Source organism: Rivibacter subsaxonicus (assembly GCF_004217215.1).
GTDB classification, from domain to species: Bacteria; Pseudomonadota; Gammaproteobacteria; order Burkholderiales; family Burkholderiaceae_C; genus Rivibacter; species Rivibacter subsaxonicus.
In genome coordinates this window covers 63,895-88,515 of the sequence record NZ_SHKP01000007.1, presented here as the reverse complement: position 1 = coordinate 88,515, position 24,621 = coordinate 63,895, and the positions used below count along the sequence as shown (strand labels likewise).

Annotated in this window: 26 protein-coding genes; 7 read left to right on the top strand and 19 right to left on the bottom strand. The window is 69.7% G+C overall.

The features are described 5' to 3' along the window. Positions 1–18 precede the first annotated feature (18 nt). From EV670_RS13605 to EV670_RS13570, 8 genes are all read right to left on the bottom strand, one after another. Positions 19–510, bottom strand: coding sequence for a YidH family protein (locus tag EV670_RS13605; RefSeq protein WP_207225076.1), 492 nt, complete (start codon positions 508–510; stop codon positions 19–21). Beyond that, a complete protein-coding gene (locus tag EV670_RS13600; RefSeq protein WP_207225075.1) occupies positions 507–1,493 on the bottom strand; it encodes a formylglycine-generating enzyme family protein in 987 nt (328 codons plus the stop codon). Before EV670_RS13600 ends, EV670_RS13605 begins: the two co-directional genes overlap by 4 nt. Positions 1,494–1,535: 42 nt before the next feature. Then, positions 1,536–2,387, bottom strand: coding sequence for a bile acid:sodium symporter family protein (locus EV670_RS13595; protein WP_130433016.1), 852 nt, complete (start codon positions 2,385–2,387; stop codon positions 1,536–1,538). A gap of 89 nt (positions 2,388–2,476) precedes the next feature. Continuing rightward, the gene (locus tag EV670_RS13590) at positions 2,477–2,863 is read right to left on the bottom strand and encodes a response regulator transcription factor (protein ID WP_130433014.1); all 387 of its coding nucleotides are present in this window, start codon (positions 2,861–2,863) and stop codon (positions 2,477–2,479) included. Between the two features lie 63 nt (positions 2,864–2,926). Next, entirely contained in the window at positions 2,927–3,535 is a 609-nt protein-coding gene (locus EV670_RS13585; RefSeq protein WP_130433012.1) for a response regulator transcription factor, read from the bottom strand. Positions 3,536–3,551: 16 nt separating this feature from the next. After that, a complete protein-coding gene (locus EV670_RS13580) occupies positions 3,552–5,615 on the bottom strand; it encodes a sensor histidine kinase (protein ID WP_130433010.1) in 2,064 nt (687 codons plus the stop codon). 261 nt (positions 5,616–5,876) lie between these two features. Continuing rightward, complete coding sequence (locus tag EV670_RS13575; RefSeq protein ID WP_130433008.1) at positions 5,877–6,416, bottom strand: GNAT family N-acetyltransferase; 540 nt, start codon at positions 6,414–6,416, stop codon at positions 5,877–5,879. Positions 6,417–6,426: 10 nt separating this feature from the next. Then, positions 6,427–6,909 (bottom strand): YqaA family protein, encoded by a 483-nt coding sequence (locus EV670_RS13570; protein WP_130433006.1) that lies wholly within the window; start codon positions 6,907–6,909, stop codon positions 6,427–6,429. A gap of 121 nt (positions 6,910–7,030) precedes the next feature. On the opposite strand from EV670_RS13570, the gene dusB reads away from it, so the two are divergent. The 7 genes from dusB to EV670_RS13535 all read left to right on the top strand — a co-directional run bounded on the left by dusB (position 7,031) and on the right by EV670_RS13535 (position 13,744). Continuing rightward, positions 7,031–8,080, top strand: coding sequence for a tRNA dihydrouridine synthase DusB (gene dusB / locus EV670_RS13565; protein WP_130433004.1), 1,050 nt, complete (start codon positions 7,031–7,033; stop codon positions 8,078–8,080). Next, the gene (locus EV670_RS13560; protein ID WP_130433002.1) at positions 8,077–8,313 is read left to right on the top strand and encodes a Fis family transcriptional regulator; all 237 of its coding nucleotides are present in this window, start codon (positions 8,077–8,079) and stop codon (positions 8,311–8,313) included. The genes dusB and EV670_RS13560 overlap by 4 nt, the downstream gene beginning before the upstream one ends. A 100-nt stretch (positions 8,314–8,413) precedes the next feature. Next, positions 8,414–9,973 (top strand): bifunctional phosphoribosylaminoimidazolecarboxamide formyltransferase/IMP cyclohydrolase, encoded by a 1,560-nt coding sequence (purH, locus tag EV670_RS13555; protein WP_130433000.1) that lies wholly within the window; start codon positions 8,414–8,416, stop codon positions 9,971–9,973. Further along, the gene (locus EV670_RS13550) at positions 9,973–10,599 is read left to right on the top strand and encodes a lysophospholipid acyltransferase family protein (RefSeq protein WP_130432998.1); all 627 of its coding nucleotides are present in this window, start codon (positions 9,973–9,975) and stop codon (positions 10,597–10,599) included. The genes purH and EV670_RS13550 overlap by 1 nt, the downstream gene beginning before the upstream one ends. Before the next feature lie 109 nt (positions 10,600–10,708). Then, positions 10,709–11,695, top strand: a complete 987-nt coding sequence (locus EV670_RS13545) for a phosphatidate cytidylyltransferase (RefSeq protein ID WP_130432996.1) — start codon at positions 10,709–10,711, stop codon at positions 11,693–11,695. Beyond that, positions 11,695–12,243 carry a crossover junction endodeoxyribonuclease RuvC gene (ruvC, locus tag EV670_RS13540; RefSeq protein WP_130433769.1) on the top strand — a complete coding sequence of 183 codons (549 nt, stop codon included), beginning with the start codon at positions 11,695–11,697 and terminating at the stop codon, positions 12,241–12,243. The genes EV670_RS13545 and ruvC overlap by 1 nt, the downstream gene beginning before the upstream one ends. Before the next feature lie 181 nt (positions 12,244–12,424). Further along, positions 12,425–13,744, top strand: coding sequence for a S8 family peptidase (locus EV670_RS13535; protein WP_130432994.1), 1,320 nt, complete (start codon positions 12,425–12,427; stop codon positions 13,742–13,744). 43 nt (positions 13,745–13,787) lie between these two features. On the opposite strand, the gene EV670_RS13530 is transcribed toward EV670_RS13535, so the two are convergent. The 11 genes from EV670_RS13530 to ftsA form a co-directional block, all read right to left on the bottom strand. After that, the gene (locus EV670_RS13530) at positions 13,788–14,417 is read right to left on the bottom strand and encodes a DUF4136 domain-containing protein (RefSeq protein WP_130432992.1); all 630 of its coding nucleotides are present in this window, start codon (positions 14,415–14,417) and stop codon (positions 13,788–13,790) included. Between the two features lie 47 nt (positions 14,418–14,464). Continuing rightward, positions 14,465–14,650, bottom strand: a complete 186-nt coding sequence (locus tag EV670_RS13525; protein ID WP_130432990.1) for a hypothetical protein — start codon at positions 14,648–14,650, stop codon at positions 14,465–14,467. A 15-nt stretch (positions 14,651–14,665) separates the two neighbouring features. Next, positions 14,666–15,601, bottom strand: a complete 936-nt coding sequence (lpxC, locus tag EV670_RS13520; RefSeq protein ID WP_130432988.1) for a UDP-3-O-acyl-N-acetylglucosamine deacetylase — start codon at positions 15,599–15,601, stop codon at positions 14,666–14,668. Between the two features lie 38 nt (positions 15,602–15,639). Next, positions 15,640–16,278 (bottom strand): hypothetical protein, encoded by a 639-nt coding sequence (locus EV670_RS13515; protein ID WP_130432986.1) that lies wholly within the window; start codon positions 16,276–16,278, stop codon positions 15,640–15,642. Further along, on the bottom strand, positions 16,275–17,531 hold the full coding sequence (locus tag EV670_RS13510; RefSeq protein ID WP_130432984.1) for an exo-alpha-sialidase: 1,257 nt from the start codon (positions 17,529–17,531) through the stop codon (positions 16,275–16,277). The genes EV670_RS13515 and EV670_RS13510 overlap by 4 nt, the downstream gene beginning before the upstream one ends. Continuing rightward, the gene (locus tag EV670_RS13505; protein WP_130432982.1) at positions 17,531–19,297 is read right to left on the bottom strand and encodes an ArnT family glycosyltransferase; all 1,767 of its coding nucleotides are present in this window, start codon (positions 19,295–19,297) and stop codon (positions 17,531–17,533) included. Before EV670_RS13505 ends, EV670_RS13510 begins: the two co-directional genes overlap by 1 nt. Next, positions 19,294–19,767: a GtrA family protein gene (locus EV670_RS13500; RefSeq protein ID WP_242616970.1), complete on the bottom strand. Its 474-nt coding sequence runs from the start codon at positions 19,765–19,767 to the stop codon at positions 19,294–19,296. Before EV670_RS13500 ends, EV670_RS13505 begins: the two co-directional genes overlap by 4 nt. Positions 19,768–19,876: 109 nt before the next feature. After that, on the bottom strand, positions 19,877–21,145 hold the full coding sequence (locus EV670_RS13495; protein ID WP_130432980.1) for a glycosyltransferase family 9 protein: 1,269 nt from the start codon (positions 21,143–21,145) through the stop codon (positions 19,877–19,879). A gap of 183 nt (positions 21,146–21,328) precedes the next feature. Then, a complete protein-coding gene (locus tag EV670_RS13490) occupies positions 21,329–21,769 on the bottom strand; it encodes a hypothetical protein (RefSeq protein ID WP_130432978.1) in 441 nt (146 codons plus the stop codon). Between the two features lie 275 nt (positions 21,770–22,044). Next, positions 22,045–23,283, bottom strand: coding sequence for a cell division protein FtsZ (gene ftsZ / locus EV670_RS13485; RefSeq protein WP_130432976.1), 1,239 nt, complete (start codon positions 23,281–23,283; stop codon positions 22,045–22,047). A gap of 89 nt (positions 23,284–23,372) precedes the next feature. Continuing rightward, entirely contained in the window at positions 23,373–24,605 is a 1,233-nt protein-coding gene (gene ftsA, locus EV670_RS13480; protein ID WP_130432974.1) for a cell division protein FtsA, read from the bottom strand. Positions 24,606–24,621: the final 16 nt, after the last annotated feature.

Here is a 24,621-nt window from a genome sequence, read left to right as displayed (position 1 = left end):
CCCATTTGTTGCTGCACGCTAGCCCGTGAACGGCCCGACGTTGAAGGTGATGCTGCCAACGGCCAGGAATCCGACCAACAGCAGCAGCAGCGCGAAGATCAGCGTGAGCGACGGCGGAAAGCCGGTTTCGGCGTGGATCAGGCCCTCGGCCTTCAGTTGCTGACGCTCCCTGCGCAGGCCGAGCATGAATGCGACGTGATAGCCGATGCCCAGCATGAGCATCGTGAGGCCGAGCCAGACCAGCGCCTCGCCGAAGTTGCGCGGCGCGGCGCTGTTTTTCAGCACCTCCGACGTCGCCAGCTTCTGGAAGAACTGGAAGATCGTGAAGCCGAAGCCGATCAGCGACAGCGATGTGCGCATGACCGACATCAGCGTGCGGTCGGCGCTCAGGCGCGTTCGCTGGAACGACATGCCGGTCCGGCGCGCGGACAGTTCGGTCGACGCGTCGCCTGAGATCCAGTCTTCCGACGCCGGGCGCTTTCCCGAAGTGCTTCTCGATGCTCTGCTCATGGCACGACCTCGCCGGTCGATGCAGGGGCGCGCACTATGCAGCGAAAGCCCAGGTGGCAGGTCGAGGTGTCGATCGCCTGTGGCATGCGCGCGGCCGGCCGGTAGCGACGGCAATAGTTCGGCGCGCACAGGTACGAGCCGCCCTTCATCACCTTGCGCGGAATGCGAATGTTCGGCATGCCCGGGTCGTGGCTCTGCTCGGGATCGCCGCCGCGCGGGTTGTCGAGCGTGCAGCATGCGTGCTTGATCCTGGCGTGCTCCTGGTACCAGTCGGTGGTCCACTCCCACACGTTGCCGGCCACGTCGAACAATCCGTAGCCATTGGCGGGGTAGGAGCCGACCGGCGCCGTCCATTCATGGCCGTCGTCGAGCAGGTTCTGCCAGGGGAATTCGCCCTGCCAGGTATTGGCTTGGTGCCGACCACCGGGCGTGAACTCGGCACCCCACGCGTACTCGGCGCCGTCGAGGCCGCCTCGCGCCGCGAACTCCCACTCGGCCTCGGTCGGCATTTGCTTGCCGGCCCAGTCCGCGTAGGCCTGCGCGTCCTCGAAGGCCACATGCACCACGGGATGCTTCCACAGGCCCTGCAGCGAACTGGCCGGGCCGCGCGGGTGGCGCCAGTCCGCGCCCGCCACGTAGGTCCACCAGCTCGGGCGGCCACGCAACTCGACCGGATGCGCGGCCTTCTGGAACATGACCGACGACGGGACCAGCAGCGCCGGATCGGCGCCGGGGTAGTCGGCAGCATTGGCCGGGCGCTCGGCCAGCGTCACGTAGCCGGTGGCCTCTACGAAGCGGCGGAACTCGGTGTTGGTCACCGTCGTGCGGTCCATCCAGAAGCCATTCACCGTCACGCGATGCGCCGGCGCCTCCTCCGGGTAATGGTGATCCGATCCCATCAGGAAGGTACCGCCGGGGACCCACGCCATGTTGTCGGCCGGCGGCCGGCCAGTGGTCGGTTGCGTCGGTTCGGTGTGCACCATGTCATTCAATTCGACTACCTCGCGATCGAAGCACTTGCTGCATCAGTCGGCGCCTGCCGCCTTGCGCCACGCGACGTACGGGACGGAGATCAGCGTCGCGACGATCACGTAGAGCAGGATCGCCGCCAGCGCCGGTTTCGTCTCGGCACCGCCGGCCACGGCCACTGCCAGCGCGATCGCAGGATGCCGCGACGTAGTGGACAGCGCAAGAACGGTTCGCGTGTGAGCGTGGGGGCCACCCAGCACATGGCCGACGCCGAGCCCGATCGTGGCCATGGCGGCAATGATCAGCACGGTGCCGTTGCCGAACAATGCGCTGACCCCGGGCCAGAAGGCGTAGACCAGCGGCAGAGCGCTGAGAACCAGCAGCACCATGCCCCACAGCGCCACCGGGCGCGCGAGCTTCTCCGCCAGCGCCGGCACCCGGCGGCGCAACACGATGCCCACCGTGAGCGGCACCACCACGGTCATCAGCACGCTCTTGGCGACCTGCAGCGGCGAGATCTCGCCGGCACGACCGAAGGCGCCGGTGAACAGCGCCACGGCGATCGGCACCGTGATGATCGACAGCAGGGCAATCGCCACGCACAGGCCGATCGCGTACGACTCCTGGCCACCGGCTTTCATCTCCTTGCGCGGCAGTAGTGGTGGCACCGGCGATATCGCCAACGCCACCAGCGCGATGTCCACGGGCGTCGGCAGGTCGAACGCGACGACGAAGCCGGCTGCGACCAGCGGCATGATCACGTTCATCGACAGCCACGAGCGAAGCAGCAGGCCCGGATTGCGAAACAGCGAAAGCGCATCCTGTCGACTCGCGTCGAGGCCGAGGCCGAACACCACCAGCATGACGCTCACCGTGATGAGGTGCGGCAGGATGGAGACGAGATCCATGTCGTGCAGCAGAAGTGACAAGGTGCCAGGCGCGGCGAGTCCGATGGGCCTTGTACCGTGCCGTTCCCACGCCGGAAACTGGTCTTTGGTTAAGTGCGGTCGCCCGCACTGCGCAACGCGAGGCCGACCGCCTCGAGCAGTTCGTCGCTGGAGAAGGGCTTGCGCAGCAGGCGCACCGCGCCGATCTCGGAGGCCGAGCGATCAAGCGAGATGTCGTCGCTCGCCGTGATGAACACGACCGGGATCGGCATGTGCGCGGCGCGCAGTCGCGACTGCACCTCGAGACCCGAGAGCCCGGGCATGTGGATGTCGAGGATCGCGCAGGCCGGCTGCTGCGCGGCCAGCGAGGCGAGGAACTCCTCGCCGGAGGCGAAGGCGCTCACCCGGTAGTCGGCCAGTCGCAAGAGGCGCCCGAGCATGGTTCGCACGGGCGACTCGTCGTCCACCACGGCGATGATCGGATCAGCGCTGGTCACGCCGCGACAGTACTGCCGCGCGCCGCAGCCGGACACTGGTCTTTGGTTTAGCGCCTGTTGCCGCTAGTCGCTGCCGATGCCCAGCCGGGCCGCGATGTGCATCAGTTCCGCGACCGTGTGCGCCTGCATGCGTTCCATGATCCGCGCCCGATGGAACTTGACGGTCTGCTCGACGATGCCCAGTTCGCCCGCGATCTGCTTGTTGAGCCGGCCCTTCACCAGCGCCGCGAGCACCTCGCGCTCGCGCGACGACAGCGTGGCCAGCCGCTGCTCCCACTCCGCCACTTCGGCTCGCGCACGGCGCGTCGTCGCCTCCTGCGTGATCGCCGCGCGCACGGCGCCGAGCAGCGCCGCCGCGGCCACCGGCTTGGTCAGGAAGTCCGCCGCGCCGGCCTTGATCGCCTGCACCGTCATCCGGATGTCGCCATGCCCGGTGAGGAAGACGATCGGCAGCGCCTGCCCTGCCTCGGCCAGCCGGCGCTGCAGCGCCAGTCCGTCCAGGCCCGGCATGCTGACGTCGAGCACCAGGCAGCCGCGCGCCGGTCCGTCCGCCCGCGCCAGGAAGGCCTCGGCGGACTCGAAGGCCTCGACCTCCCAGCCTTCCTCGCGCAGCACCCGCGAAAGGGACTTGCGAATCGCGGGGTCGTCGTCGACCAGGAAGATGGTTTCCATGCGCAGCGTTGCCGGATCAGTCCTGCTGCCGCACCGGCCAGCTGGCGCAGAAGGTCGCGCCGCCGTCCGCGTTGTTGCTCGCCGTCAGCGTGCCACGGTGGGCCTTGATGATCGACTGGCAGATCGCGAGGCCGACGCCGATGCCGCCGGCCTTGGTGCTCCAGAACGCGTCGAACACGTTGCGGACGTCCTCGGGCGCGATGCCGGTGCCGCGGTCGACGACGCACAGCCGCACGTTCGTCCCCTGGAGCTCGGTCCGCACGACCAGCCGGCGCTGCGTCACCTCGATACCGCTCATCGCGTCGGCGGCGTTCAGGATGAGGTTCAGCAGCACCTGCTGCAACTGGACCCGCCCGCCGTCGACCGCCGGCAGCGAGTCGGCCAGGTCGGTGGCCGCCACCACGTGCCGGTTCATCATTTCCGTGTGCACCAGATCGAGCGTCTCGTACACCAGCTCGTTCAGGTCCAGCGGCTCGAACTTCATCTCGCCGCGCTTGTAGAGCGCGCCCAGGCGCCGGATGACCTCCGCCGCGCGATTGTTCTCGGTGACGATGTCGTCGCAGATGTCCTTGAGCTCGTCCAGGTCGAGTTGCGGGCGCTCGAGCATCTTGCGCGCCGCCTCGGCGTTGCCGAGGATCGCCGCCAGCGGCTGGTTGAGCTGGTGCGCGATCGACGCGGACAGCTGGCCCATCATCGAGACGCGGGTCATGTGCGTCAGCGCGGCCCGATCCTTCTGCGCCTGCAGCTCGGCCGTCTTGCGCTCGGTGATGTCCAGCGCCACGCCGGTCACGCGCTCGCCGGCGCCGTTCTCGGCACGCCCGCGCGCGGCGATCCAGCGCACTTCGCCACCGGGCTGGAGCATGCGGTACTCGACGTCCAGTTCAACGCGCTTCGCAACGGCCTGCCGCACCGCGCGGTCGAAGCCCTCGCGATCGGCGGGGTGCACGGTCTGGAGAACCTGCTCGAACTGGATCGCGGACTCCTGCGGCAAGCCGGCCCGCTGCGCCGCCCTGGGGGTCGTCCAGATCCTGTCGCGGGCGACGTCCCAGATCCACATGGAAATGCTCGCCGCGCGTGTCGCGAGACTCATGCGGGTCTCGCTTTCCTCCAGCGCCGCCGCCGTGCGCCGGCGTGAGCGCCGCTCGACCAGCAGCGCGGCGATCAGCGCGGCCTGGATCAGCAGCACCGCGACCATGAGGAGGGCCTGGTCGCGATAGCGACCCCAGAAGCTGGGTTCCTTGAAGTGGACGATGGCATCGGCAGGGATCGCGTCCGCGCCGATGCCCCACCGGCGCGCCTGGCGCCAGTCGATCTGCACCTGTGCCGGAATGACCTCCGGCAGGTCCAGCTTCGTCAGCGGAGTACCGGCCAGCACGGCATTGAGGGTCCTGGCGCCCTGCCGTCCCATCTCGACAAAGGTCGGCATGCGGCCACCAACAGCGCCGGTGCCGATGAAGGTGCTGTACGGACCATAGACCGGCGCGCCCGAGGCCGCGGCAATGAGCTCGGCGGCCTCGCGCGGCGCGAAGGCGCGGCCGGCGCCGTCGCGGTAGTAGCCGGGGGTGAACACCACGTCGCCGGTGCCGAGAGCGGCCAGACGGCTGGCCAGCACGTCGCTGGGCAGGCCGGTGAGGAACTCGACCGCCGGTGGCCGCGCCAGGCTGGCGATCGCGGCGCGCGTGGTGGCATTCCTCTCGTGGTCGACGGAGCTCACACCCGTCACCACCACCAGGCGCCTGGCCTGCGGGTGCCAGAGCAGCGCCTGCTCGATGGTGCCGGCATAGTCGTAGACGACCGGAACGCCGACCACGCCCGCTGGTAGCGGCTGGAGCGAGCGCACGAAGGACTGGTCGACGCCGATATGAACCACCGGCACGTCCGCGAACAGTTCGGCCCGATGGCGCAGCAGGTAGTCGAGCGCGAACTGGCCGACGACGACGATGGCGTTCGGCGGCCGCGAAACGTACTTCTCGCCGAGGTAGGTGACGAAGGTCTGTTCGTAGCCCGGCCCCGAGAACGTGGGCTGGTCCAGGAACTCCGAGAACAGCTCGACCTTGCCGCCGTCCGAGGCCGCCAGCACCCGCGCAGGCCGCGATCGGCCTCGATGTTGGCCGGCAGCAGCCGGTTGTTGGAGAACAGCACCAGCACGTTGCTGGTCTGCGCCGTCGCGGGTGGCCCGGCCGACAGGCAGCAGACGAACAGGAGCAGGAACAGGCGCATGAGGGCTGCTTGAGACGGGTCAGGCCTGTCTGGTGGCGCATCCAGGGGTGTGAACCCGAAGATATCGTTTCATCCGCGGCCTCGTCGGCATCCGGGCATGGGGGCGCGCTGCCCCATCCGCTCAGAGCTGCTTGTGGAAGAAGGTCGTCCCGCAGAGCGCGCCGTCCGGCATCAGCGCGTAGTTCGGCACCGTCCCCACCCGCTGCCAGCCGGCGCGCTGGTAGAGCCGCTCGGCATCGCCGCCGGTCACGGTATCGAGCACGAGTACCGACTTGCCCTCCTCGCGCGCGGCGGCGTCGAGCGCCGCCATCAAGCGCTGCGCAACGCCGCGCCGGCGTGCACTGCGGCGCACCAGCATCTTGGCGACGTCGGCGCGATGCGGCTGGTTGTCGGGCAGCGCGGTGATGAGTTGCACGGTGCCGACGATGCGGCCGTCGCCGTCCTCGGCCACCAGCAGCACGCGCTCGCCGCGCGCGACACCACCCGCAACACCGCGCCAGAAGGTCACCGCCTTTTCGCGTGGCAACGGCGTCATGAAGCTGACCGAGGCGCCGCCCTCCACGCAATCGACGAGCACGTCGGCGAGCGCCTCGACCAGCGCATCGGCGCCGGCCGCGGCCTCCTCCGCGCCGACGCGTCGCACCTTGAAGTCTTCGCTCATCGGATGTTCCTCACGGCGTGAAGCGCCCCGGCAGCACCCACAGCAGCAGCACCGTCATCGTCAGGTAGCGAAAGAACTTGCCGATCGCCATGTAGAACAGGCAGGGCCAGAACGAGAGCTTGAGCCAGCCGGCCACGGCGCACAGCGGGTCGCCGACCACCGGCAGCCAGCTCATCAGGCAGGCCTTGGGGCCGAAGCGCTCGAGCCAGCCGAGCACCCGGTGCTCGACCGGCTTGTGGCGGATCGCCTCGACCGCGCGCTCGGCGCCATAGCCCATCCACCAGCTGATCGCGCCGCCCACCGTGTTGCCGGCGGTGGCGACCAGGATCGCCGGCCAGAACAGCTCGGGGTTGAGCTTGATGAGGCCGAACACCACCGGCTCCGAGCCCATCGGCAGCAGCGTCGCGCTGACCAGTGCCACGATGAACACGGTGCTCAGGCCGTATTGCGGCAGGGCGAGTGCGGTCAGCAGTGCTTCGAACCAGGCTTGCATCACGTGCATTATTCGCGGCCCCGGTTCGAGCCGCCATGCTTGGCGCACAGCAGCAAAAACTCGGGCGGACGGACCGCTATACTCGCGCCTCTTTTTTAAGCAGCCCACCCCTGTCACCACCATGCGCATCGGCCCCATCGAACTGACGAACCGCCTGTTCGTCGCGCCGATGGCAGGCGTGACCGACCGGCCGTTCCGCCAGCTCTGCAAGAAGCTCGGCGCCGGCTATGCGGTCAGCGAGATGGTGACCAGCAAGCGCGAGCTGTGGGACAGCCTCAAGACCTCGCGCCGCGCCAACCACGAAGGTGAAGTGGCGCCAATCGCGGTGCAGATCGCCGGCACCGAGCCGATCTCGATGGCCGAGGCCGCCGCCTACAACATCGACCGCGGCGCCCAGATCATCGACATCAACATGGGCTGCCCGGCCAAGAAGGTCTGCAACAAGTGGGCCGGCTCGGCGCTGATGCGCGACGAAGCGGCGGCGCTGCGCATCGTCGAGGCGGTGGTCACCGCCTGCGCACCGCACGGCGTGCCGGTCACGCTGAAGATGCGCACCGGCTGGTGCGACGAGACGAAGAACGCGCTGCGCATCGCGCGCGGCGCGCAGGAGGCCGGCATCGCGATGCTGACCGTGCACGGCCGCACCCGCGAGCAGGGCTACCGCGGCGCGGCCGAGCACGAGACGGTGGCGGCAATCAAGGCCGAGCTGCAGATCCCGATCGTCGCCAATGGCGACATCGATTCGCCCGAGCGCGCGCGCGAGCTGTTCGCGCGCACCGGCGTCGACGCCGTGATGATCGGCCGCGCCGCGCAGGGCCGGCCATGGATCTTCCGCGAGATCGCGCACTTCCTCAGCCACGGCGAGCACCTGCCCGCGCCGCGCACGCTCGACGTGAAGGGCTGGCTGGTCGAGCACCTGCACGACCATCACTCGCTCTACGGCGAGTTCAGCGGGGTGCGCAGCGCACGCAAGCACATCGGCTGGTACGTCCACGGCCTGCCCGGCGGCGGCGCGCTGCGCGCGCGCATCAACGTGATCGAAAGCGCGACGCTGCAGATCGCCGCGCTCGAAGACTGGTTCGACCGCCTGGCCGAACAGCACGAGCGGCTGCCTCAGGGAGGGGCGGCCGATTCCCTTGAAGACATGCCAACAGAAAAACAAGCAGCATGAGCAGAAAGAACCTTGAGGCCTGCGTACGCGAGAGCCTCGAAACCTACTTCAAGGACCTGCGTGGCGCCGAGCCGCACAACGTCCACGAGATGGTGATGAACGTCGTCGAGAAGCCCTTGCTCGACGTGGTGATGCAGCAGGCCGAAGGCAACCAGTCGCGCGCCGCCGAGTGGCTGGGCATCAACCGCAACACGCTGCGGCGCAAGCTGCTCGAGCACAAGCTGATCAAATGAATGATGACGCTCGCTGCGCATCGCATGAACGATGAATGAATTCAGTTCATTGTTCATCGGTCGCGCGTAGCGCGCCGGTCATCGTTCATCAAGGACAAGAATGAAACTCACCGCCCTCCTCTCCGTTTCCGACAAGACCGGCGTCCTCGAACTCGCGCGCGAACTGCACGCGCTCGGCGTCAGGCTGCTGTCCACCGGCGGCACCGCCAAGCTGCTGGCCGAGGCCGGGCTGCCGGTGACCGAAGTTGCCGATCACACCGGCTTCCCGGAGATGCTCGACGGCCGCGTGAAGACGCTGCACCCCAAGATTCACGGCGGCCTGCTGGCACGGCGCGAGGTGCCGCAGCACATGGCGGCACTGGCCGCCCACGGCATCGACACGATCGACCTGCTGGTGGTCAACCTCTATCCCTTCGAGGCCACCGTCGCCAAGCCCGGCTGCACGCTGGAGGAGGCGATCGAGAACATCGACATCGGCGGCCCGGCGATGGTGCGCTCGGCGGCCAAGAACTGGCAGGACGTCGCGGTGCTGACCGATGCCTCGCAGTACGCCGGCGTCGTCGCCGAGCTCAAGGCCGGCGGCATTAGCAAGGCCACCCGCTTCGCGCTGGCGGTGGCGGCCTTCAACCGCATCAGCAACTACGACGCGGCGATCAGCGACCACCTGTCGGCGCTGCAGGCCGACGGCAGCAAGGCGGAGTTTCCTGCGCAAAGCAACGGCCGCTTCGTCAAGCTGCAGGACCTGCGCTACGGCGAGAACCCGCACCAGGCCGCGGCCTTCTACCGCGACCTGCAGCCAGCGCCCGGCTCGCTGGTCACCGCGGTGCAACTGCAGGGCAAGGAACTCTCGTACAACAACATCGCCGACGCCGACGCGGCCTGGGAATGCGTCAAGAGCTTCGATGGTGCGGCGTGCGTGATCGTCAAGCACGCCAACCCTTGCGGCGTCGCGCTCGGCGCCGACGCGGCCGAGGCCTATGCCAAGGCCTTCAAGACCGATCCGACCTCGGCCTTCGGCGGCATCATCGCCTTCAACGTGCCGGTCGACGCCGCCGCGGCGCAGTTGGTCGCCAAGCAGTTCGTCGAGGTGCTGATCGCGCCGGCCTTCAGCGACGAGGCACGCGCGGTCTTCGCCGCCAAGGCCAACACGCGGGTGCTGCAGATCGCGCTGCCGACGGATCGCGCGCCGGCCAACACGCATGACATCAAGCGCGTCGGCTCGGGCCTGCTGATCCAGAGCGCCGACAACCGCGTGCTCGATGCCAGCGAGCTCAAGGTCGTCAGCAAGCTCAAGCCGACCCCGGCACAGATCGCCGACCTGCTGTTCGCGTGGAAGGTCGCCAAGTTCGTCAAGAGCAACGCGATCGTGTTCTGCGGCGGCGGCATGACGCTCGGCGTCGGCGCCGGCCAGATGAGCCGGCTCGACAGCGCGCGCATCGCCAGCATCAAGGCCGGCCACGCCGGACTGTCGTTGCAGGGTTCGGCGGTCGCCAGCGACGCCTTCTTCCCGTTCCGCGACGGCCTCGACGTGCTGGCCGATGCGGGTGCGACTTGCGTGATCCAGCCCGGCGGCAGCATGCGCGACGACGAGGTCATCCAGGCCGCCGACGAGCGCGGCATCGCGATGGTGCTGACCGGCGTGCGTCACTTCAGACACTGATGAACAAGCTCCTCGCCGAGGCGATGGGGATCCTGGTGGCCACCATCGCGCGGCTGGTCACCGGTGCCCAGGGTCACTGGTACGGCTGCCCGCCCAAGGCCGAGCAGCGCATCTACTTCGCCAACCACCAGAGCCACCTCGACTGGGTGCTGATCTGGGCCGCGCTGCCGCTGGACCTGCGCGCCCACACGCGCCCGATCGCCGCCAAGGACTACTGGACCTCGGGCAAGTTCAAGCACTGGATCACGCGCGAGGTGTTCAACGCGGTCTACGTGAGTCGCCAGCGCACCGAGGACCAGGACCCGCTCGAACCGCTGGTCGCCGCCCTCAAGGCCGGCGATTCGCTGGTGATCTTTCCCGAGGGCACGCGCAACAACAAGGGCGTGCCGCAGGCCTTCAAGAGCGGCCTGTTCCACCTGGCCGAGCAGTTCCCGAACGTCACCTTGGTCCCGGCCTGGATCGACAACGTCCAGCGCGTGATGCCCAAGGGTGAAGTGGTGCCGGTGCCGATCCTGTGCTCGGTGACCTTCGGCGCGCCGCTGCAACTGGAGCCGGGCGAGGACAAGCGCGACTTCCTCGACCGCGCGCGTGATGCGGTGATGGCGTTGGAGGCTGTGGCGGCATGAGCGCACTCGGCGAGGGGCCCCGCGCAGCGGGGATCGACGTAGCGCGAAGGCCGTCAGCGGCCGACGCTCCGGTACCGCACCCGTCAGCTGAAGCGTCGGAGGCCGCGGCATGATCCATCCCCGCAACCTCGACACCGGCCAGCAGATCGGCCTGCTGTTCATCATCCTGTTCGGCGTGCTGCTGGTGGCGACCGCCGCCGCCTTCTTCGTCTCGCTGCGCGAGCACACCGAGCAGCAGGAGGGTCGCCACCGCCGCTTCAAGCGCGACCTGCGCGCGGTGTGGGTCAGCGCCACGCTGTTCTGGCTGGCCTGGATCAGCGGCCCGCTCGGCGCCACGCTGTTGTTCGGCGGCTTCAGCTTCCTCGCGCTGCGCGAGTACATCACGCTGATGCACACCAGGCGCAGCGACCACCGCAGCCTGATCCTGGCCTTCTTCTTCATCCTGCCGGTGCAGTACGCGCTGGTCGGCACGCGCCATTTCGACCTGTTCTCGGTCTTCATCCCGGTCTACATGTTCCTGCTGGTGCCGGTGGTCAGCGCGCTCAGTGGCGATCCGGAGCGCTTCCTCGAGCGCAACGCCAAGATCCAGTGGGGGATCATGGTCTGCATCTTCGGCCTGTCGCACACGCCGGCGCTGCTGTTGCTCGACTTTCCCCGCATCCAGGGTCGCGGCGCCTTCCTCGTGTTCTTCATGGTGTTCGTCGTGGCCACCGCGCAGATCGTGCAGGAGGCCGCCAGCCGGCGCCTGCGCCGCCGGCCGGTGGCGCGCCAGATCAGCCGCAGCTTCAGCTATCGCGCCTGGATGATCGGCGCCTTCTCGGCCGCCTTCGTCGGCGGCCTGCTCTACTGGATCACGCCGTTCAAGGCCGGCCAGGCGATGGTGATGGCGCTGATCGCCAGCGCCGCGGGCACCATGGGCGAGTTCGTGATGAAGGCGCTCAAGCGCGACGCCGGCGTGCGCTACTGGGGCAACCGCAGTTCGGTCACCGGCGCCGTGGGCCTGCTCGACCGCATCGCGCCGCTGTGCTTTGCCGCACCGGTGTTCTTCCATTCGGTGCGCTGGTACTTCGGCCTCGGCACCGGCAACGGACCGTGATGCGCATCCTCGGCATCGACCCCGGCCTGCGCACCACCGGCTTCGGCGTGATCGAGATCGAGGGCAGCGCGCTGCGCTACGTCGCCAGCGGCACCATCAAGACCGACGCGCTGCCCAACGGCGACCTGCCCGGCCGCCTGAAGATCCTGTTCGACGGCGTCTGCGAGGTGGTGCAGCGCTACCAGCCGGCCAGCGCCGCGGTCGAGATCGTGTTCGTCAACGTCAACCCGCAGAGCACGCTGCTGCTCGGCCAGGCACGCGGCGCGGCGCTGGCGGCGCTGGTGTCGAGCGACCTGGCGGTGTCGGAGTACACCGCGGTGCAGATGAAGAAGGCGGTCGCCGGCCACGGCTCGGCGCGCAAGGAGCAGGTGCAGCAGATGGTCCAACGCCTGCTCGCGCTGCCCGGCGAGCCCGGCAAGGACGCCGCCGACGCGCTCGGCATCGCCATCACCCATGCCCATGCCGGCACCTCGCTCGCGCTGCTCGAGGCGGCCAGCCCGCTCGAGCGCCGCGCGCACGCGGCCTACAAGCGGGGACGGGCCTACTAGGGCCCCCAAGGCCAGGCTGCGCCCAGCCCGCCCCCCACGGGGGGCCAAGGAAGCTTGGGGCGGCCCGGCGTTTCCTTGAGAGCCCGGGCCTGCCAGCGCGTCCACCGGCTTGGGGATGCACCGACGGCCGCAAATGCCCTGAAATCTTCGACGCCGCCACGATGGCGTGCGAGGGGCAGCGATGAACAACTTCATTGTGATCAGCGATGGCCGGCCCCTGGCCGAGGTCGAACGCCGGCTCGCGAAGTACCTGCCCGGCCTGGATGTGCGCCTGTTCGCGTTCAGCCAGCACCAGGCGATCCTGCGCGGCACTCTGTTGCGCGCGCTCGAGATCGAGTACCCGTCGATCCCGCTGCTGCAGTTGCTCGCCGTCTGCGGCGTCGCCGACCTCAAGCCGATCGGTGACGAGGCCTCGGCGACGATCCTGGCCGCGCGTGATGCCATCGACCTGCCGGCGCGAACGGGCGTTGCCGCCGCGACCCGGGCGGCGCGAGCCGCGGTCGGGCTCGACTGGCACCTCGTGCAGGTCCGGGTGCCGCAGGCCTGGCAACTGCTGGGCGGCCCGGATGCGATCGCCTGGAACGGCACCAAGGTCGGCCACATCGACACCGGCTACACCGGCCACCCGGCCTTCGGCTTTCCCGCCACCTGGCTCGACACGGCCAACGCCGAGACCTTCTTCCCGGCCTCCGACAACGCCGACGCCACGCCGATCGCCGAGCTTGGCGCCGGCCTCGACAACGGCATCGGCGTCTCGGCCGGCCATGGCACCAAGATCGGCGGCACGATCTGCGGCCACGACGACTCGGCGTCCGGTGGCCCGTTCTTCGGCGTCGCGCCGAAGGTGCCGGTGGTGGAGGTGCGCATCACCGACATCGTGCTGATCAACCACGCGCAGCGCGAGTTCGAGCAGGCGGTGACGCACCTGCTGGCGCAGGGCGTCGGCGTCATCAACGTCAGCCTGGGCGTGTTTCTCGGCACGATGCGGCGCGAACTCAGGCGCGCGGTGAACGCGGCCTACGACGCCGGCGTGATCATGGTCTGCGCGGCGGGCAACCACGTGAACTCGGTGGTCGGCCCGGCCAGCCTGGTGCGCACGGTCGCCGTGGCCGGCGTGACGCGCGACGACACGCCGTGGAGCGGCAGCAGCTTCGGGCCCGAGGTGGACTTCAGCGCGCCGGCGGCCGACCTTCGGCGGGCCTCGGTCAGGGGCACGTCGAGCTTCAGCTACGGCTTCGGCGGCGACGGTACTTCGTACGCGACCGCCATGACCACCGGCGCCGCTGCGCTGTGGCTGACCCATCGGGCGGCCGAGCTGGACGCCGCCTACCCGCAGCGCTGGCAACGCATCGAGGCCTTCCGCGCCCTGGCGCGAGCTACCGCTCGCGTGCCGGCAGTCTGGCAGCCGGGATCCTTCGGCACCGGCGTTCTCGATGTCGCGGCGCTGCTCGACGCCGACCTGCCCGCCGCGAGCGACCTGGCGCAGGCCGAAGCCGCCTGAGCCGAGCGCTGCGCGGCGCGGCGCGGCGCGCGTGACGCGTCGGCTACAGCACGCCGTCGGCCTTCATCTTTGGCACCAGCAGCGCGGCGAGCTGCTCGGTCTGGCCCGGCAGGTTGTCGACGCGGGTGGTCTGGGTGGTCGCGGTCCAGACCACGCGATCCCGCTTCACATCCCACAGCGTGGTCTCGATGGTGACCACGTCGTACTGGATCACGTCGGGCGGCGGGGCCATCATCCACGCCGAGCCGTACCAGCCGTGAAAGCCGCGCCCCATCGGCGGGCCCATCATCGGCGCGCCGGGCACGACGTTGATGCGCTGCTCGCGGCTGAGTACGCGCGTGGTCATCACGGCGTCGGCGCCGGCCTGCTTGACCGCTTCCTGAATCCGCGCGTCGGGGATCACACCGCTCTCGGGCAGCAGCGGGTGGCTGGCGACGCCGTTGCTACCGGCTTTGCGCAGGCCCTGGGCAAAGCCGTCCTCGAAGATGCGGCGCTGGGTCTCGCTGCGGCTGACGCCGATCACCAGCACCTTCTGCAGCGGCGGGCCTTTGAACTCCGGGTCGCGCCAGCTCGAGTTGAGCGTCGGGCCGCTGGCGCAGCCTGCGAGCAGGGCCAGCGAGGTCGCGGCCGCGCCGGGCATGAGCCATCCAAAGATCGGAGTGATCATCCGCATCGCTGTTCTCCTGGGTGTTATTGACTATGACCCGGTACTGGCGACGCTCAGATCACCATCGCCATGCGCTCGAGGATCATGACAGCAAAGAAGCCGAGGCCGGCGACCAGCGTCCACTTGAGGATCATGATGCCGCGCCGTCGCCACACGGCCTGTCCGGTGCCGATCGACATCGCGAGGCACAGCACCGAAGCGAGCAGCAGCAGCATCACGATCCAGCGGAACATCAGCATGTGCCGCTCTCCGCGCTACCAGGCCGGTGCCAGGTCGGCAAAGCCGCGCGGCGCGTCGGCCGCGCGCGTGAAGCTGACGATCTCGAAGGCCCCGGGCTCGGCCAGCAGCGCGCGCAGCAGCTTGTTGTTCATCGCGTGGCCGCTCTTGAAGGCGGTGTAGCTGGCCAACAGCGGGCGTCCGGCGATGTAGAGGTCGCCGATCGCGTCGAGGATCTTGTGGCGCGCGAACTCCTCGTCGTAGCGCAGGCCGTCGGCGTTGAGCACTCGGCGGTCGGCGACGACGATCGCGTTGTCCATGCTGCCGCCGAGCGAGAGGCCGCGCGCGCGCATCACGTCGACGTCCTTGGTGAAGCCGAAGGTGCGGGCGCGCGCGATGTCGCGCTTGTACTGGTTGTCGGAGAAGTCGAACTCGACGCGCTGGCCGGTCTGGTCGACCGCCGGATGGCCGAAGTCAATCTCGAAGGCGAGCTTGAAGCCATGCAGCGGATCGAGCCGCGCCCACTTGAGCGCGGCGCCCTCGCCCTCGCGCACCTCGACGGCCTTGAGCACCTTGATGAAGCGCTTGGGCGCGTCCTGCAACTCGATGCCGGCGCTCTGCAGCAGGTAGACGAAGCTGGCCGCGGAGCCGTCGAGGATCGGCACTTCCTCGGCCGTGATGTCGATGACCAGGTTGTCGATGCCCAGGCCGCTGCAGGCCGACATCAGGTGCTCGACGGTATTGACCTTGGGCGCGCCGGGATCGCCGCCGGGCGACAGCGTCGAGGCCAGTCGCGTGTCGCAGACCGAGTCGGCGTTGACCGGGATCTCGACCGGCACCGGCAGGTCGACGCGGCGGAACACGATGCCGGTGTCGGGCGGCGCCGGCTTGAGCGTGAGTTCGACCTTCTGGCCGCTGTGCAGGCCGACGCCGACGGCGCGGGTGATCGTTTTCAGCGTGCGTTGCTGGAGCATCGGTCGATTGTAGGTAGCCGCCGCCGGCCCGGCTCGGCTCAGGGCATGGCCGACGCGGGCCGTCGACGCCAGCCCGCCACCAGGCTCGCCAGCGCCCACAGCGCGAGCCAGGGATCGAGCACCGCATCCCAGGCATTGCCGGTCGGCAGCCGCAGCAGCGCGTGGACCAGCAGCGCCCCGGCCAGTGCCAGCGCGGCCAGCGGCCGGTGGCCGGGGCGCTGCCCGACCACGAACCAGCCGATCGCCACCGCCGCGCCCGCCGCGGCAAAGGGCAGCGGCGCGGTGCCCCAGCTGTAGAGGTCGTGCGGCAGCAGCGCGAACACCGAGAGGTAGAGCAGTAACGCGACCAGCACCAGCGTCATGGCGCTGGCGCGGTCGAGCAGCGGCCCGCGCCGCGAATCGGCATCGGGTTCGGCCAGCGCCAGCGCGCACAGCAGCACCAGCAGCGGGCTCGGCGCCAGGAACGACAGCCCCAGCCACCAGGCCGGCGAGGCTTCGCCCGGCAGCCACATGGCGGCCGCCGTGAGCAGCGCCAGCGGCCAGCCGGCGCGGCGCGTGGCCGGCGAGCGCCGCGCCAGCGCCAGCAGCACGGCGGCCAGCACCACGCCCCAGCCCAGGCGCAGGTAGATCCACGCGGCCTGCGCGTCGGGCTGCAGGCTGATCAGCGTCTGGTTCACGGTCCGGCGGGCTCCAGCACGAAGCGCCGGTGCCGGATCAGGCGCCGGTGCAGCGTGTAGCTCACATGCAGCTCGTTGCCGCTCAGCGCCAGCGTCGGATAGGAGTACTCGGTCAGGCCGCGGTACTTGGGCGCACCGAGATCGCTGGTGTTGGGCGCGTCGTCGAGCACGGCCTCCTCGCGCCACTGAACGCCGTCGGTCGAGCGCATCAGCACCAGGCGCCGGCGGTCGTGCTCGTCGGGGTTGATCGCCAGCACCAGGCTGCCGTCGGGCAGGCGCAGCGCGGCGAGCGCCGAGTCGGGATTGTTGAGCTCCATCGCCGGCAGGTCTTCCCAGTGGCGGCCGGCGTCCATGCTGCGGGCGCGCTGCACGTAGCCGCGCGGCTCGCCGTCGTCCCGCAGGAAGGCCAGCATCTGCTGCGGGCCGAGCGCGACGATGCTGGGCTGGCGCGAGTTGGTGCGGTTGGTGATGCGGCTGACCTGCAGCGGCGCACCGTCCTCCGAGATCTCGAGCAGCATCGGCACGTCGATGCCGATCTCGAAGTGCAGCGGCAGCAGCGCGCCGCCGCCCACGGTCGGCGCCGGCGCGCCGCGCACCATCATGCTGATGCCCCACAGCGGCGACAGCGGCAGCACGCGCGCCTCGACCGGCGTGCCGGCGTCGATGCTGCTGGCGCCGGGTTCGAGCACGCGCAGGTGCACCACCCGCGACGCGGCCCAGCCGCCGAGGCCGGTGGCGACGACGAACAGGTGCAGGCGCCCGCGACCATCGATCCACAGCACCGGGTTGCCGATGCGGCGCACGCCGAAGCCGAGCAGGCGCGCCAGCGAATCGCGGTCGACCAGGGTCTGCGGCGCGCTCCACTTCGTGGCGGCCGGATCGAAGCGCGAGGCGACGATGCGCACGTCGGGCGCGCTCTCGCGCGAACCGGCGAACCAGGCCGCCAGCAGCCCCTCGCCGCCGGGCTGCACCACCAGCGAGCTCGCGTGCGCGGCCAGCGTGTCGGCCGGCATCGGCACATCGATCGGCTCGAGCGCGCGCAAGCGCAGCGGACCCACCGGCTCGGCGGCCGGCGAGGGCACGACCAGCCTCAGCGGCACCGGCTCGGGCAGGCCGCCGCCGCCGATTTGCTCGCGCAGCAGTTCGACCGCCAGCGCCGCCGCCAGCACCGCGAACAGCAGGCGGCGCCGCTGCAGCAGGCTCGAGGCCGGCGGCGCGTCCGGCCGGGTCTTGGCCGCGAGGTCGAGCGCCATCAGGGCCTGCCTTCGGCGGCAGCCAGCCGCTCGACCAGGTACTCGCGCGCGAACCAGAAGTCCTGCGGTGCGCGCAGCAGGCTGGCGCGAATCTCGGCGTTGGTCTGGCGGCTGCGGATGTCCCAGCGCGCGGCGACGACGCGGCAGGCCTCGGCGCGCTCGTCGGCGCACGGCGGCTGGCCGACGCGCCGCTGCACGATCACGAAGCGATGCCCGGCCAGCAGCGCGGGCAGGCCGTCGAAGTCCACCGGCTGGGCCGCGAAGTAGTGCTCGATGCGCGCGCCCGGCAGCAGGAACTGGTAGCGCTCGAAGTCGCCGTTGAAGTTGGACGGCACCATCACCGCCTCGCCGCGCAGGCGCTCGATGACGGCATCGTCGTAGCGCCCGGCCGGCCCTTCGAGCGGCGCCGTGACCCAGGCAAAGGCGACGTAGAAGGCGGCACTGATCAGCGCCGCCACCGGCCGCGTCCAGCCGTCCTTCACGAGGCCGGCCACGCAGGCCGCCGCCATCGCGAGCAGCCACAGCCAGAGCCCGGCCGAGTAGCCGCCGGCCGAGGGCTCCAGGGCCTGCACGCCGAGCGCCACGTTGAGCGCGAACAGGGTCGCCAGCAGCGCCATCAGCAGCGTCGCGATGAACCAGCCGCGGGCGATGCGCGGCCAGTGCAAGACCATCAGCACCGCCAGCGCCGGCATCGCCGCCACCAGGTAGCGCGCCGAGCGCTGGCTCGGCAGCATGAAGACCAGCAGCAGCACCAGCAGCCAGAGCCACAGCACGCGCTCCGAGGCGTCGGCACCGGAGCGCGCGCGCCAGGCCGCGAACAGCAGGCCCACCACCACCGGCATCAGCAGCCCGGCGTTGACCGCGTAGCCGGGGATCAGGCCCCAGATGCTGCCGCTGCCGGCCAGCGCCTTGCCGAGATAGCTCTCCCGCGCATTGAACTTGCCGGCGTTCTCGCCGACCACGAACTCGCGCCAGACCTCGGCCGGCGCCGGATCGACCACGAACCAGAGCGCGAACAGCGCGGTCGCGACGATCGCCGCCAGCAGCACCCGGCCCACGTCGCTCCAGAAGCCGGCGCGCCGCAGCACGAACAGGCCGCGCCCGCGCGGCCCCGCCACCTGGTAGCAGGCGCCCAGCGCCAGCGCCACCGGCAGCACCAGCGCGAAGGACTTGTAGAGGCAAGCGATGCCGAGCGCCACGCCGGCCAGCAGCGGGAACCCCAGCCGCGAGCCGAGCACGCGCGCCGGCGACCAGGCGATCGCGAAGAAGGGCGCGAACATCCAGAAGGTTTCCGGCGCGCTGGTCAGGTAGGGCCGGCTGTAGCGGTAGGTGCTGAAGAAGGCGAGGTAGACCAGCACCGCGAGTGCTGCCACCTGCAGCGGCGGGCGCGGCGCATCGTTCGCGCCGGGTCGCGCGACCAGGCGCGCGGCAAGCGCACCGACCAGCAGCGCGCTGGCCAGCGTGTAGAGGTAGCTCGGCAGCCGCAGCCGCCACAGGCTCCAGGCCTCGCCCCAGCTGCCGGCCACCATCGCCTGCCAGAACAGCAGCGGCGGCTTGGTGTTGCGCGCCAGGCCCTCGATCTCGGACTGCAACGGCAGCCATTGGCCCGTGCCCGCGGTCAGCCGCGCGATGTGCATGTAGACCGACTCGTCGCCGTTCTTCGGGATGTGCTGGCCGCCCAGCCCGAGCAGGTAGGCCGCCGCCGCCAGCAGCGCCAGCAGCAGCCAGGCCGCCGTGGCGCGCGGGCGGGCGGCCGGCTCGATCACGGCCGGCTCTCCTCGACCGGCGCGGGCTTGTGGCGCCGGTTGCGGAAGGTGCCGAGATCGTTGGCCGCGTAGTTGAAGAGTGCCGAGACGCCGATCGCGATCAGGTTGCCGAGCAGGTAGTGCACGCTGTCGGCCAGCCACTTGGCCATCACGAACTGGATGGCGATCGCGCCGCCGGCGGCCATGCAGTACTGGCCGAACAGGCGCAGCGTGCTGCGCTCGCGGCTGGCGTTGCGATCGCCCCAGGTCCAGCCGCGGTTCCAGAGGAAGTTGCTGACGGTGGCCACGAAGATCGCCAGCGCCAGCGAGAAGTTGAGCCGGAACGCGAAGGGCTCGAGCTGCGCGAACCAGTATTCCTGCGCCAGGTACAGCACCACGGTATTGATCACCGTGCCGCTGAGGCCGACCAGCGCGAAGCGCGAGAAGCGCCAGCGCATCACGCGACGCGTCAGCGTGGCCAGGCGGCTCACGCCGCTCCCTCCGCAGCGTTGAGTTGATCTGAACCGGTGGCGCAGTCGGTCGCTGGCGGCACTCGGGCTGCGTCGATCCCCGCCAAGCGGGGCCCCTCGCCGAGTGCCCTCATGCCGCCACCTCCTGCGTCCGGCGCAGCCCGAGCAGCTCATGTGCCTTGGCGCCGACCGCGGCGGCCGGGATCTGCTTGAGGCACTGGTTGTCGCCGTCGCAGTAGGTATTGCGATGGTTGTAGGCGCTCAGGCAGGGGCTGCAGGGCCAGTCGGCGTAGAAGGTGTGGGCGTTGGGCGCGCGCGGTGCGTAGAGCGACGGGGTCTCGGGGCCGAACAGCATGATCGTGGTGATCGGCGTCAGCACCGCGAAGTGGCCCGGACCACCGTCGTTGGTGATCAGCAGCCGCGCGTTGTGGAACAGCGCCAGCAACTCGCGGATCGACGCGGTGTAGCCGGTCAGGTTGATGCAGGGCGCGGCGGTCCCGGCTGCCGCTGCCGGGGCGGTCAACGCGATCAGCTGCTGCGCCAGCGCATGGTCCTCGGGCAGGCCGATCACCGCGACCGCGCAACCCTCGGCCATCAACTCGCGGCAGACCTGCGCGTAGTGCTCCACCGGCCAGGCGCGGATCGGCAGCAGGCCGCCGCCGGGGTAGACCAGCACCAGCGGGCGCGCGGCGCCTTCGGTCCACAGCGAGGGAAAGTCCCGGCGCAGGCGCTGTCCCATCGCGGCCACCGCGCCGGCTTCCAGCGGCACCTGCGGCGGCACCGTGCTCAGGCCCACCGGCGGCAGCTTGCTCAGCGGCTCGGCCTCGCTCTCGATGGCGCGCGCCAGGCCGATGAACTGGTTGCTGATGTGCTGGTAGGGGTTGTAGGGCACCGGCCGGTTCATGAACGAGCCGCGGTACAGCCCCTCCTGGGTGCGGCTGTGGAAGCCCACGCGCAGCCGGGCGCCGCTGAAGTAGCTGAGCAGGCTGCTGACGCGCGAGAACAGCTCGCAGTCGATCGCGATGTCGACCCCGGCCCGGCGCAGCTCGAGCAGCGCGCGGCCGGCCGTGATCGCAAAGCGCGGCAGCGACGAGGCATCGACGCCATGCACATTGCGGGGATCGATCAGCTGCATCAGGTCGAGGATCTCGCGGTTCTTGCGAAACACCATCGCGTGCAGCGTGGCCTGCGGATAGCGCTTGCGCAGCCGCGTGAACATGTCGTGCGCAAGCACCAGGCTGCCCATCTCGGACAGCAGGATCACGACGATCGCCCGCGGCGCCGGCAGCGCCGCCGGCGCGGGCCAGAGCCGGCGCGCCACCGCGTCGATGCACGACACCGCAAGACAAAGCGCACTGCCGACCCAGCGGTCGATCCAGCGCTGGACACCGATCTTCATGGACTCACCTTCGCGGCCGCCGCGCCCCTGGGCGCAGGGTGGCCCCGCACTTCGCTCTGGGGTCGATTGTCACCGGGAGCGCTAGCCAACTCCCGTCGCCAGGATCGGGCATTCACGAACACGGATTACGTCGAACTCGGCGTCGAGCAATCACTGGCGCCTACGCGAGACACCAGCGACTGGCTACGCGCTGAAGTCGGCATTGTGTGTGCCGTTCCATGAGCGAACGCGGATTCGATTGAAGGTACCTGCCGCCGCCCAAGAGGGCGGCTTCGCCGAATCAAGCGGCTCAAGCTGGGCAGAGCCGCGCCACTCTTCGTTCTGCCACCAGGAAACCACCGCCACCTGCTCAGTCATGATCTGCTTGACGAATTCCAGCGCTGCAGTCGTTCCAAAGTGCGCACCGTCGCCAAGCCATTGATCAAAGTGCGAGTGATAGCAATCGAAGCCAACGGTGATCTCGTCATTCGAAGAGTCAATGACCAGTCCGTGCTCGACCATGGCGCTGGCCGGCGCTGCAATCTCGACAACTTCATAGGCCTGACCTGAGTCGTCCAGCTCTGTACGCGCAAGTGACTGCCACTGTGGAAACGCGGCGAAGAGCTTGTCAAACGCAGCAGGCATGGCTGGACGCAGTGTGTGGAGCCTGAGTCGTCATCGGGCGAACCGGATTTGCACGCAAGCTGCGCCGCTGCTGCACGACATCGGCTTGTCTTGTCGACAATGCCAAGATTGCGAGGCGATCTCGGTGGTGATCCTGAGAATTCGCTGTACTGCCGACAACCGTTGAAAGCTGGCGATGCGCATGGGCGCACCAATGCGGCCGCGCAACGCCAAAAGCCGGCCGAGCATGACGCCCGGCCGGAAACACGACAGAAAAGAACTTCAGCAGCGCTCGCTCAGTCGGCCTGCCGGCGCAGGAACGCCGGGATCTCGATCTCGTCCATGCCGTTGCTGGCCAGCGCGTCGACCTTGGCCGCGGCTTGCGTGCGGCCGCTGCGCCAGACGCTGGGCACGTGCATCGGGTCGTAGGCCGCGCCCGGCGCGCCGGCGTGGGCACCGACCGGCGCCTGGGCCGCGCCCACCGACTGGCCGACCGCCTGCGTCAGCACCGGCAGGTCGTGGGTGCCGGTGCGCAGCGCGGGCTGGCTGTGGACCACGCTGATCGGCGCGCGCTGGGCCTTGCCCGAGGCCAGGCCGGTGGCGATCACGGTGACGCGCAGCTGGTCGCCCAGGCTCTCGTCGTAGGCGGCGCCGAAGATCACGTGCGCGTCTTCCGCGGCGTAGCGGCGGATCGTGTTCATCACCGTCTTGCTCTCGCTGAGCTTGTAGCTGCTGCGGCTGGCGGCGATCAGCACCAGCACGCCACGCGCGCCACTGAGGTCGATGCCCTCCAGCAGCGGGCAGGCCACCGCGGCGTCGGCCGCCTTGCTGGCGCGGTCCGGGCCGCCGGCCTGCGCGGTGCCCATCATCGCCTTGCCGGGCTCGCTCATCACCGTCTTGACGTCCTCGAAGTCGACATTGATCGAGGCATCGATGTGGATGATGTCGGCAATGCCGCCGACCGCGTTCTTCAGCACGTCGTTGGCGTGCTTGAAGGCCTGGTCCTGCGAGATGTCGTCGCCGAGCACCTCGAGCAGCTTCTCGTTGAGCACGACGATCAGGCTGTCGACGTTGGCCTCCAGCTCGGCCAGGCCGGCCTCGGCCTGCTTCATGCGACGGCCGCCCTCGAACTCGAAGGGCTTGGTCACCACGCCCACCGTCAGGATGCCCATCTGCTTGGCGACGCGCGCGATCACCGGCGCCGCGCCGGTGCCGGTGCCGCCGCCCATGCCGGCCGTGATGAAGATCATGTTGGCGCCGGTGATCGCATCGCGGATGCGGCCCTCGGCTTCTTCTGCCGCTTCCTTGCCGGCGGCCGGCTTGGAGCCGGCGCCAAGCCCGGTCGTGCCGAGCTGGATCAGCTGGTCCGCGCCGGAGCGGTGCAGCGATTGCGCGTCGGTGTTGGCGCAGATGAATTCCACGCCTTGCACACCCTCCGAGATCATGTGGTCGACGGCGTTGCCGCCGCCACCACCGACCCCGATCACCTTGATGCTGGTGCCGAGCTCGAACTCTTCGATCATTTCGATGGCCATGGTGTTCTCTCCTTGTCGTCGTGTTGCAGTTGCCGTGGTAAAGCCTGTTGTTGCTTTTGGGACAGGAAACCTGGGGATGAAAAATCGGGTCAGAAATTGCCGATGAACCAGTCGCGCACGCGGCCCAGCACGCCCGCGGCCGAGCCGGCCTGGGCGGCCGCCTTCATGCCGCGCGTGCGTCCGAGCCGGGCCTCCTCGAGCAGCCCCATCGCGGTGGCCGCGCGCGGGCTGGCCACCATGTCGGACAGCGGGCCTGAGTAGGTCGGCAGGCCGCGCCGCACCGGCTTGAGGAAGATGTCCTCGGCCAGCTCGACCATGCCCGGCATCACCGCCGAGCCGCCGGTCAGCACGATGCCGCTCGACAGCAGTTCCTCGTAGCCGCTCTCGCGGATCGCCTGGTGCACGAGCGAGAAGATCTCCTCGACGCGAGGCTCGATGACGCCGGCCAGCGCCTGCTTGCCGAGCATGCGCGGGGCGCGATCGCCGAGCCCCGGTACCTCGACCTGCTGGTGCTGGTCGGCCAGCAGCTGCTTGGCGTGGCCATGCTCGACCTTGATTTCCTCGGCGTCCTTGGTCGGGGTGCGCAGCGCCATCGCGATGTCGCTGGTGATCAGGTCGCCGGCGACCGGGATCACCGCGGTGTGGCGCACCGAGCCGTCGGTGAAGATCTGAACGTCGGTGGTACCGGCGCCGATGTCGACCAGCGCGACGCCGAGGTGCTTCTCGTCCTCGGTCAGCACCGCGTGGCTGCTGGCACTCGGGTTGAGCACCAACTGGTCGACCTCGAGCCCACAGCGGCGCACGCACTTGACGATGTTCTCGGCCGCGCTCTGCGCGCCTGTGACGATGTGCACCTTGACCTCGAGCCGGCCGCCGCTCATGCCGATCGGCTCCTTGACCTCGTGGCCGTCGATCACGAACTCCTGCGGCTCGACCAGCAGCAGCCGCTGGTCGTTGGGGATGTTGATCGCCTTGGCGGTCTCGACCACGCGCGCCACGTCGACCGGCGTGACCTCCTTGTCGCGCACGATCACCATGCCGGTGCTGTTCTGGCCGCGGATGTGGCTGCCGGTGATGCCGGTGTGGACGCGGGTGATCTTGCAGTCGGCCATCATCTCGGCTTCCTTCAAGGCCTGCTGGATGCTCTGCACGGTGGCGTCGATGTTGACGACCACGCCGCGCTTCAAGCCCGCGGTCGGCGCGGTGCCGATGCCGGTCACGCGCAGCTCGCCGCCCGGCAGCACCTCGGCCACCACCGCCATGACCTTGGCGGTGCCGATGTCGAGGCCGACAACCAGGTCCTTGAATTCCTTAGTGGCCATGGATGGCGTCCCTCAT

Excerpts from the sequence above, each read along its gene's own strand:
- EV670_RS13560 (WP_130433002.1), top strand. The coding sequence starts at position 8,077 with ATGAGCAGAAAGAACCTTGAGGCCTGCGTACGCGAGAGCCTCGAAACC.
- EV670_RS13525 (WP_130432990.1), bottom strand. The coding sequence starts at position 14,650 with ATGCTGATGTTCCGCTGGATCGTGATGCTGCTGCTGCTCGCTTCGGTG.
- EV670_RS13605 (WP_207225076.1), bottom strand. The coding sequence starts at position 510 with ATGAGCAGAGCATCGAGAAGCACTTCGGGAAAGCGCCCGGCGTCGGAA.
- ftsA (WP_130432974.1), bottom strand. The coding sequence starts at position 24,605 with ATGGCCACTAAGGAATTCAAGGACCTGGTTGTCGGCCTCGACATCGGC.
- EV670_RS13535 (WP_130432994.1), top strand. The coding sequence starts at position 12,425 with ATGAACAACTTCATTGTGATCAGCGATGGCCGGCCCCTGGCCGAGGTC.
- purH (WP_130433000.1), top strand. The coding sequence starts at position 8,414 with ATGAAACTCACCGCCCTCCTCTCCGTTTCCGACAAGACCGGCGTCCTC.
- ftsZ (WP_130432976.1), bottom strand. The coding sequence starts at position 23,283 with ATGGCCATCGAAATGATCGAAGAGTTCGAGCTCGGCACCAGCATCAAG.
- EV670_RS13585 (WP_130433012.1), bottom strand. The coding sequence starts at position 3,535 with ATGGAAACCATCTTCCTGGTCGACGACGACCCCGCGATTCGCAAGTCC.
- dusB (WP_130433004.1), top strand. The coding sequence starts at position 7,031 with ATGCGCATCGGCCCCATCGAACTGACGAACCGCCTGTTCGTCGCGCCG.
- EV670_RS13595 (WP_130433016.1), bottom strand. The coding sequence starts at position 2,387 with ATGGATCTCGTCTCCATCCTGCCGCACCTCATCACGGTGAGCGTCATG.
- EV670_RS13530 (WP_130432992.1), bottom strand. The coding sequence starts at position 14,417 with ATGCGGATGATCACTCCGATCTTTGGATGGCTCATGCCCGGCGCGGCC.
- EV670_RS13495 (WP_130432980.1), bottom strand. The coding sequence starts at position 21,145 with ATGAAGATCGGTGTCCAGCGCTGGATCGACCGCTGGGTCGGCAGTGCG.
- lpxC (WP_130432988.1), bottom strand. The coding sequence starts at position 15,601 with ATGCTCCAGCAACGCACGCTGAAAACGATCACCCGCGCCGTCGGCGTC.
- EV670_RS13510 (WP_130432984.1), bottom strand. The coding sequence starts at position 17,531 with ATGGCGCTCGACCTCGCGGCCAAGACCCGGCCGGACGCGCCGCCGGCC.
- EV670_RS13575 (WP_130433008.1), bottom strand. The coding sequence starts at position 6,416 with ATGAGCGAAGACTTCAAGGTGCGACGCGTCGGCGCGGAGGAGGCCGCG.
- EV670_RS13570 (WP_130433006.1), bottom strand. The coding sequence starts at position 6,909 with ATGCAAGCCTGGTTCGAAGCACTGCTGACCGCACTCGCCCTGCCGCAA.
- ruvC (WP_130433769.1), top strand. The coding sequence starts at position 11,695 with ATGCGCATCCTCGGCATCGACCCCGGCCTGCGCACCACCGGCTTCGGC.
- EV670_RS13600 (WP_207225075.1), bottom strand. The coding sequence starts at position 1,493 with ATGGTGCACACCGAACCGACGCAACCGACCACTGGCCGGCCGCCGGCC.
- EV670_RS13545 (WP_130432996.1), top strand. The coding sequence starts at position 10,709 with ATGATCCATCCCCGCAACCTCGACACCGGCCAGCAGATCGGCCTGCTG.
- EV670_RS13490 (WP_130432978.1), bottom strand. The coding sequence starts at position 21,769 with ATGCCTGCTGCGTTTGACAAGCTCTTCGCCGCGTTTCCACAGTGGCAG.
- EV670_RS13550 (WP_130432998.1), top strand. The coding sequence starts at position 9,973 with ATGAACAAGCTCCTCGCCGAGGCGATGGGGATCCTGGTGGCCACCATC.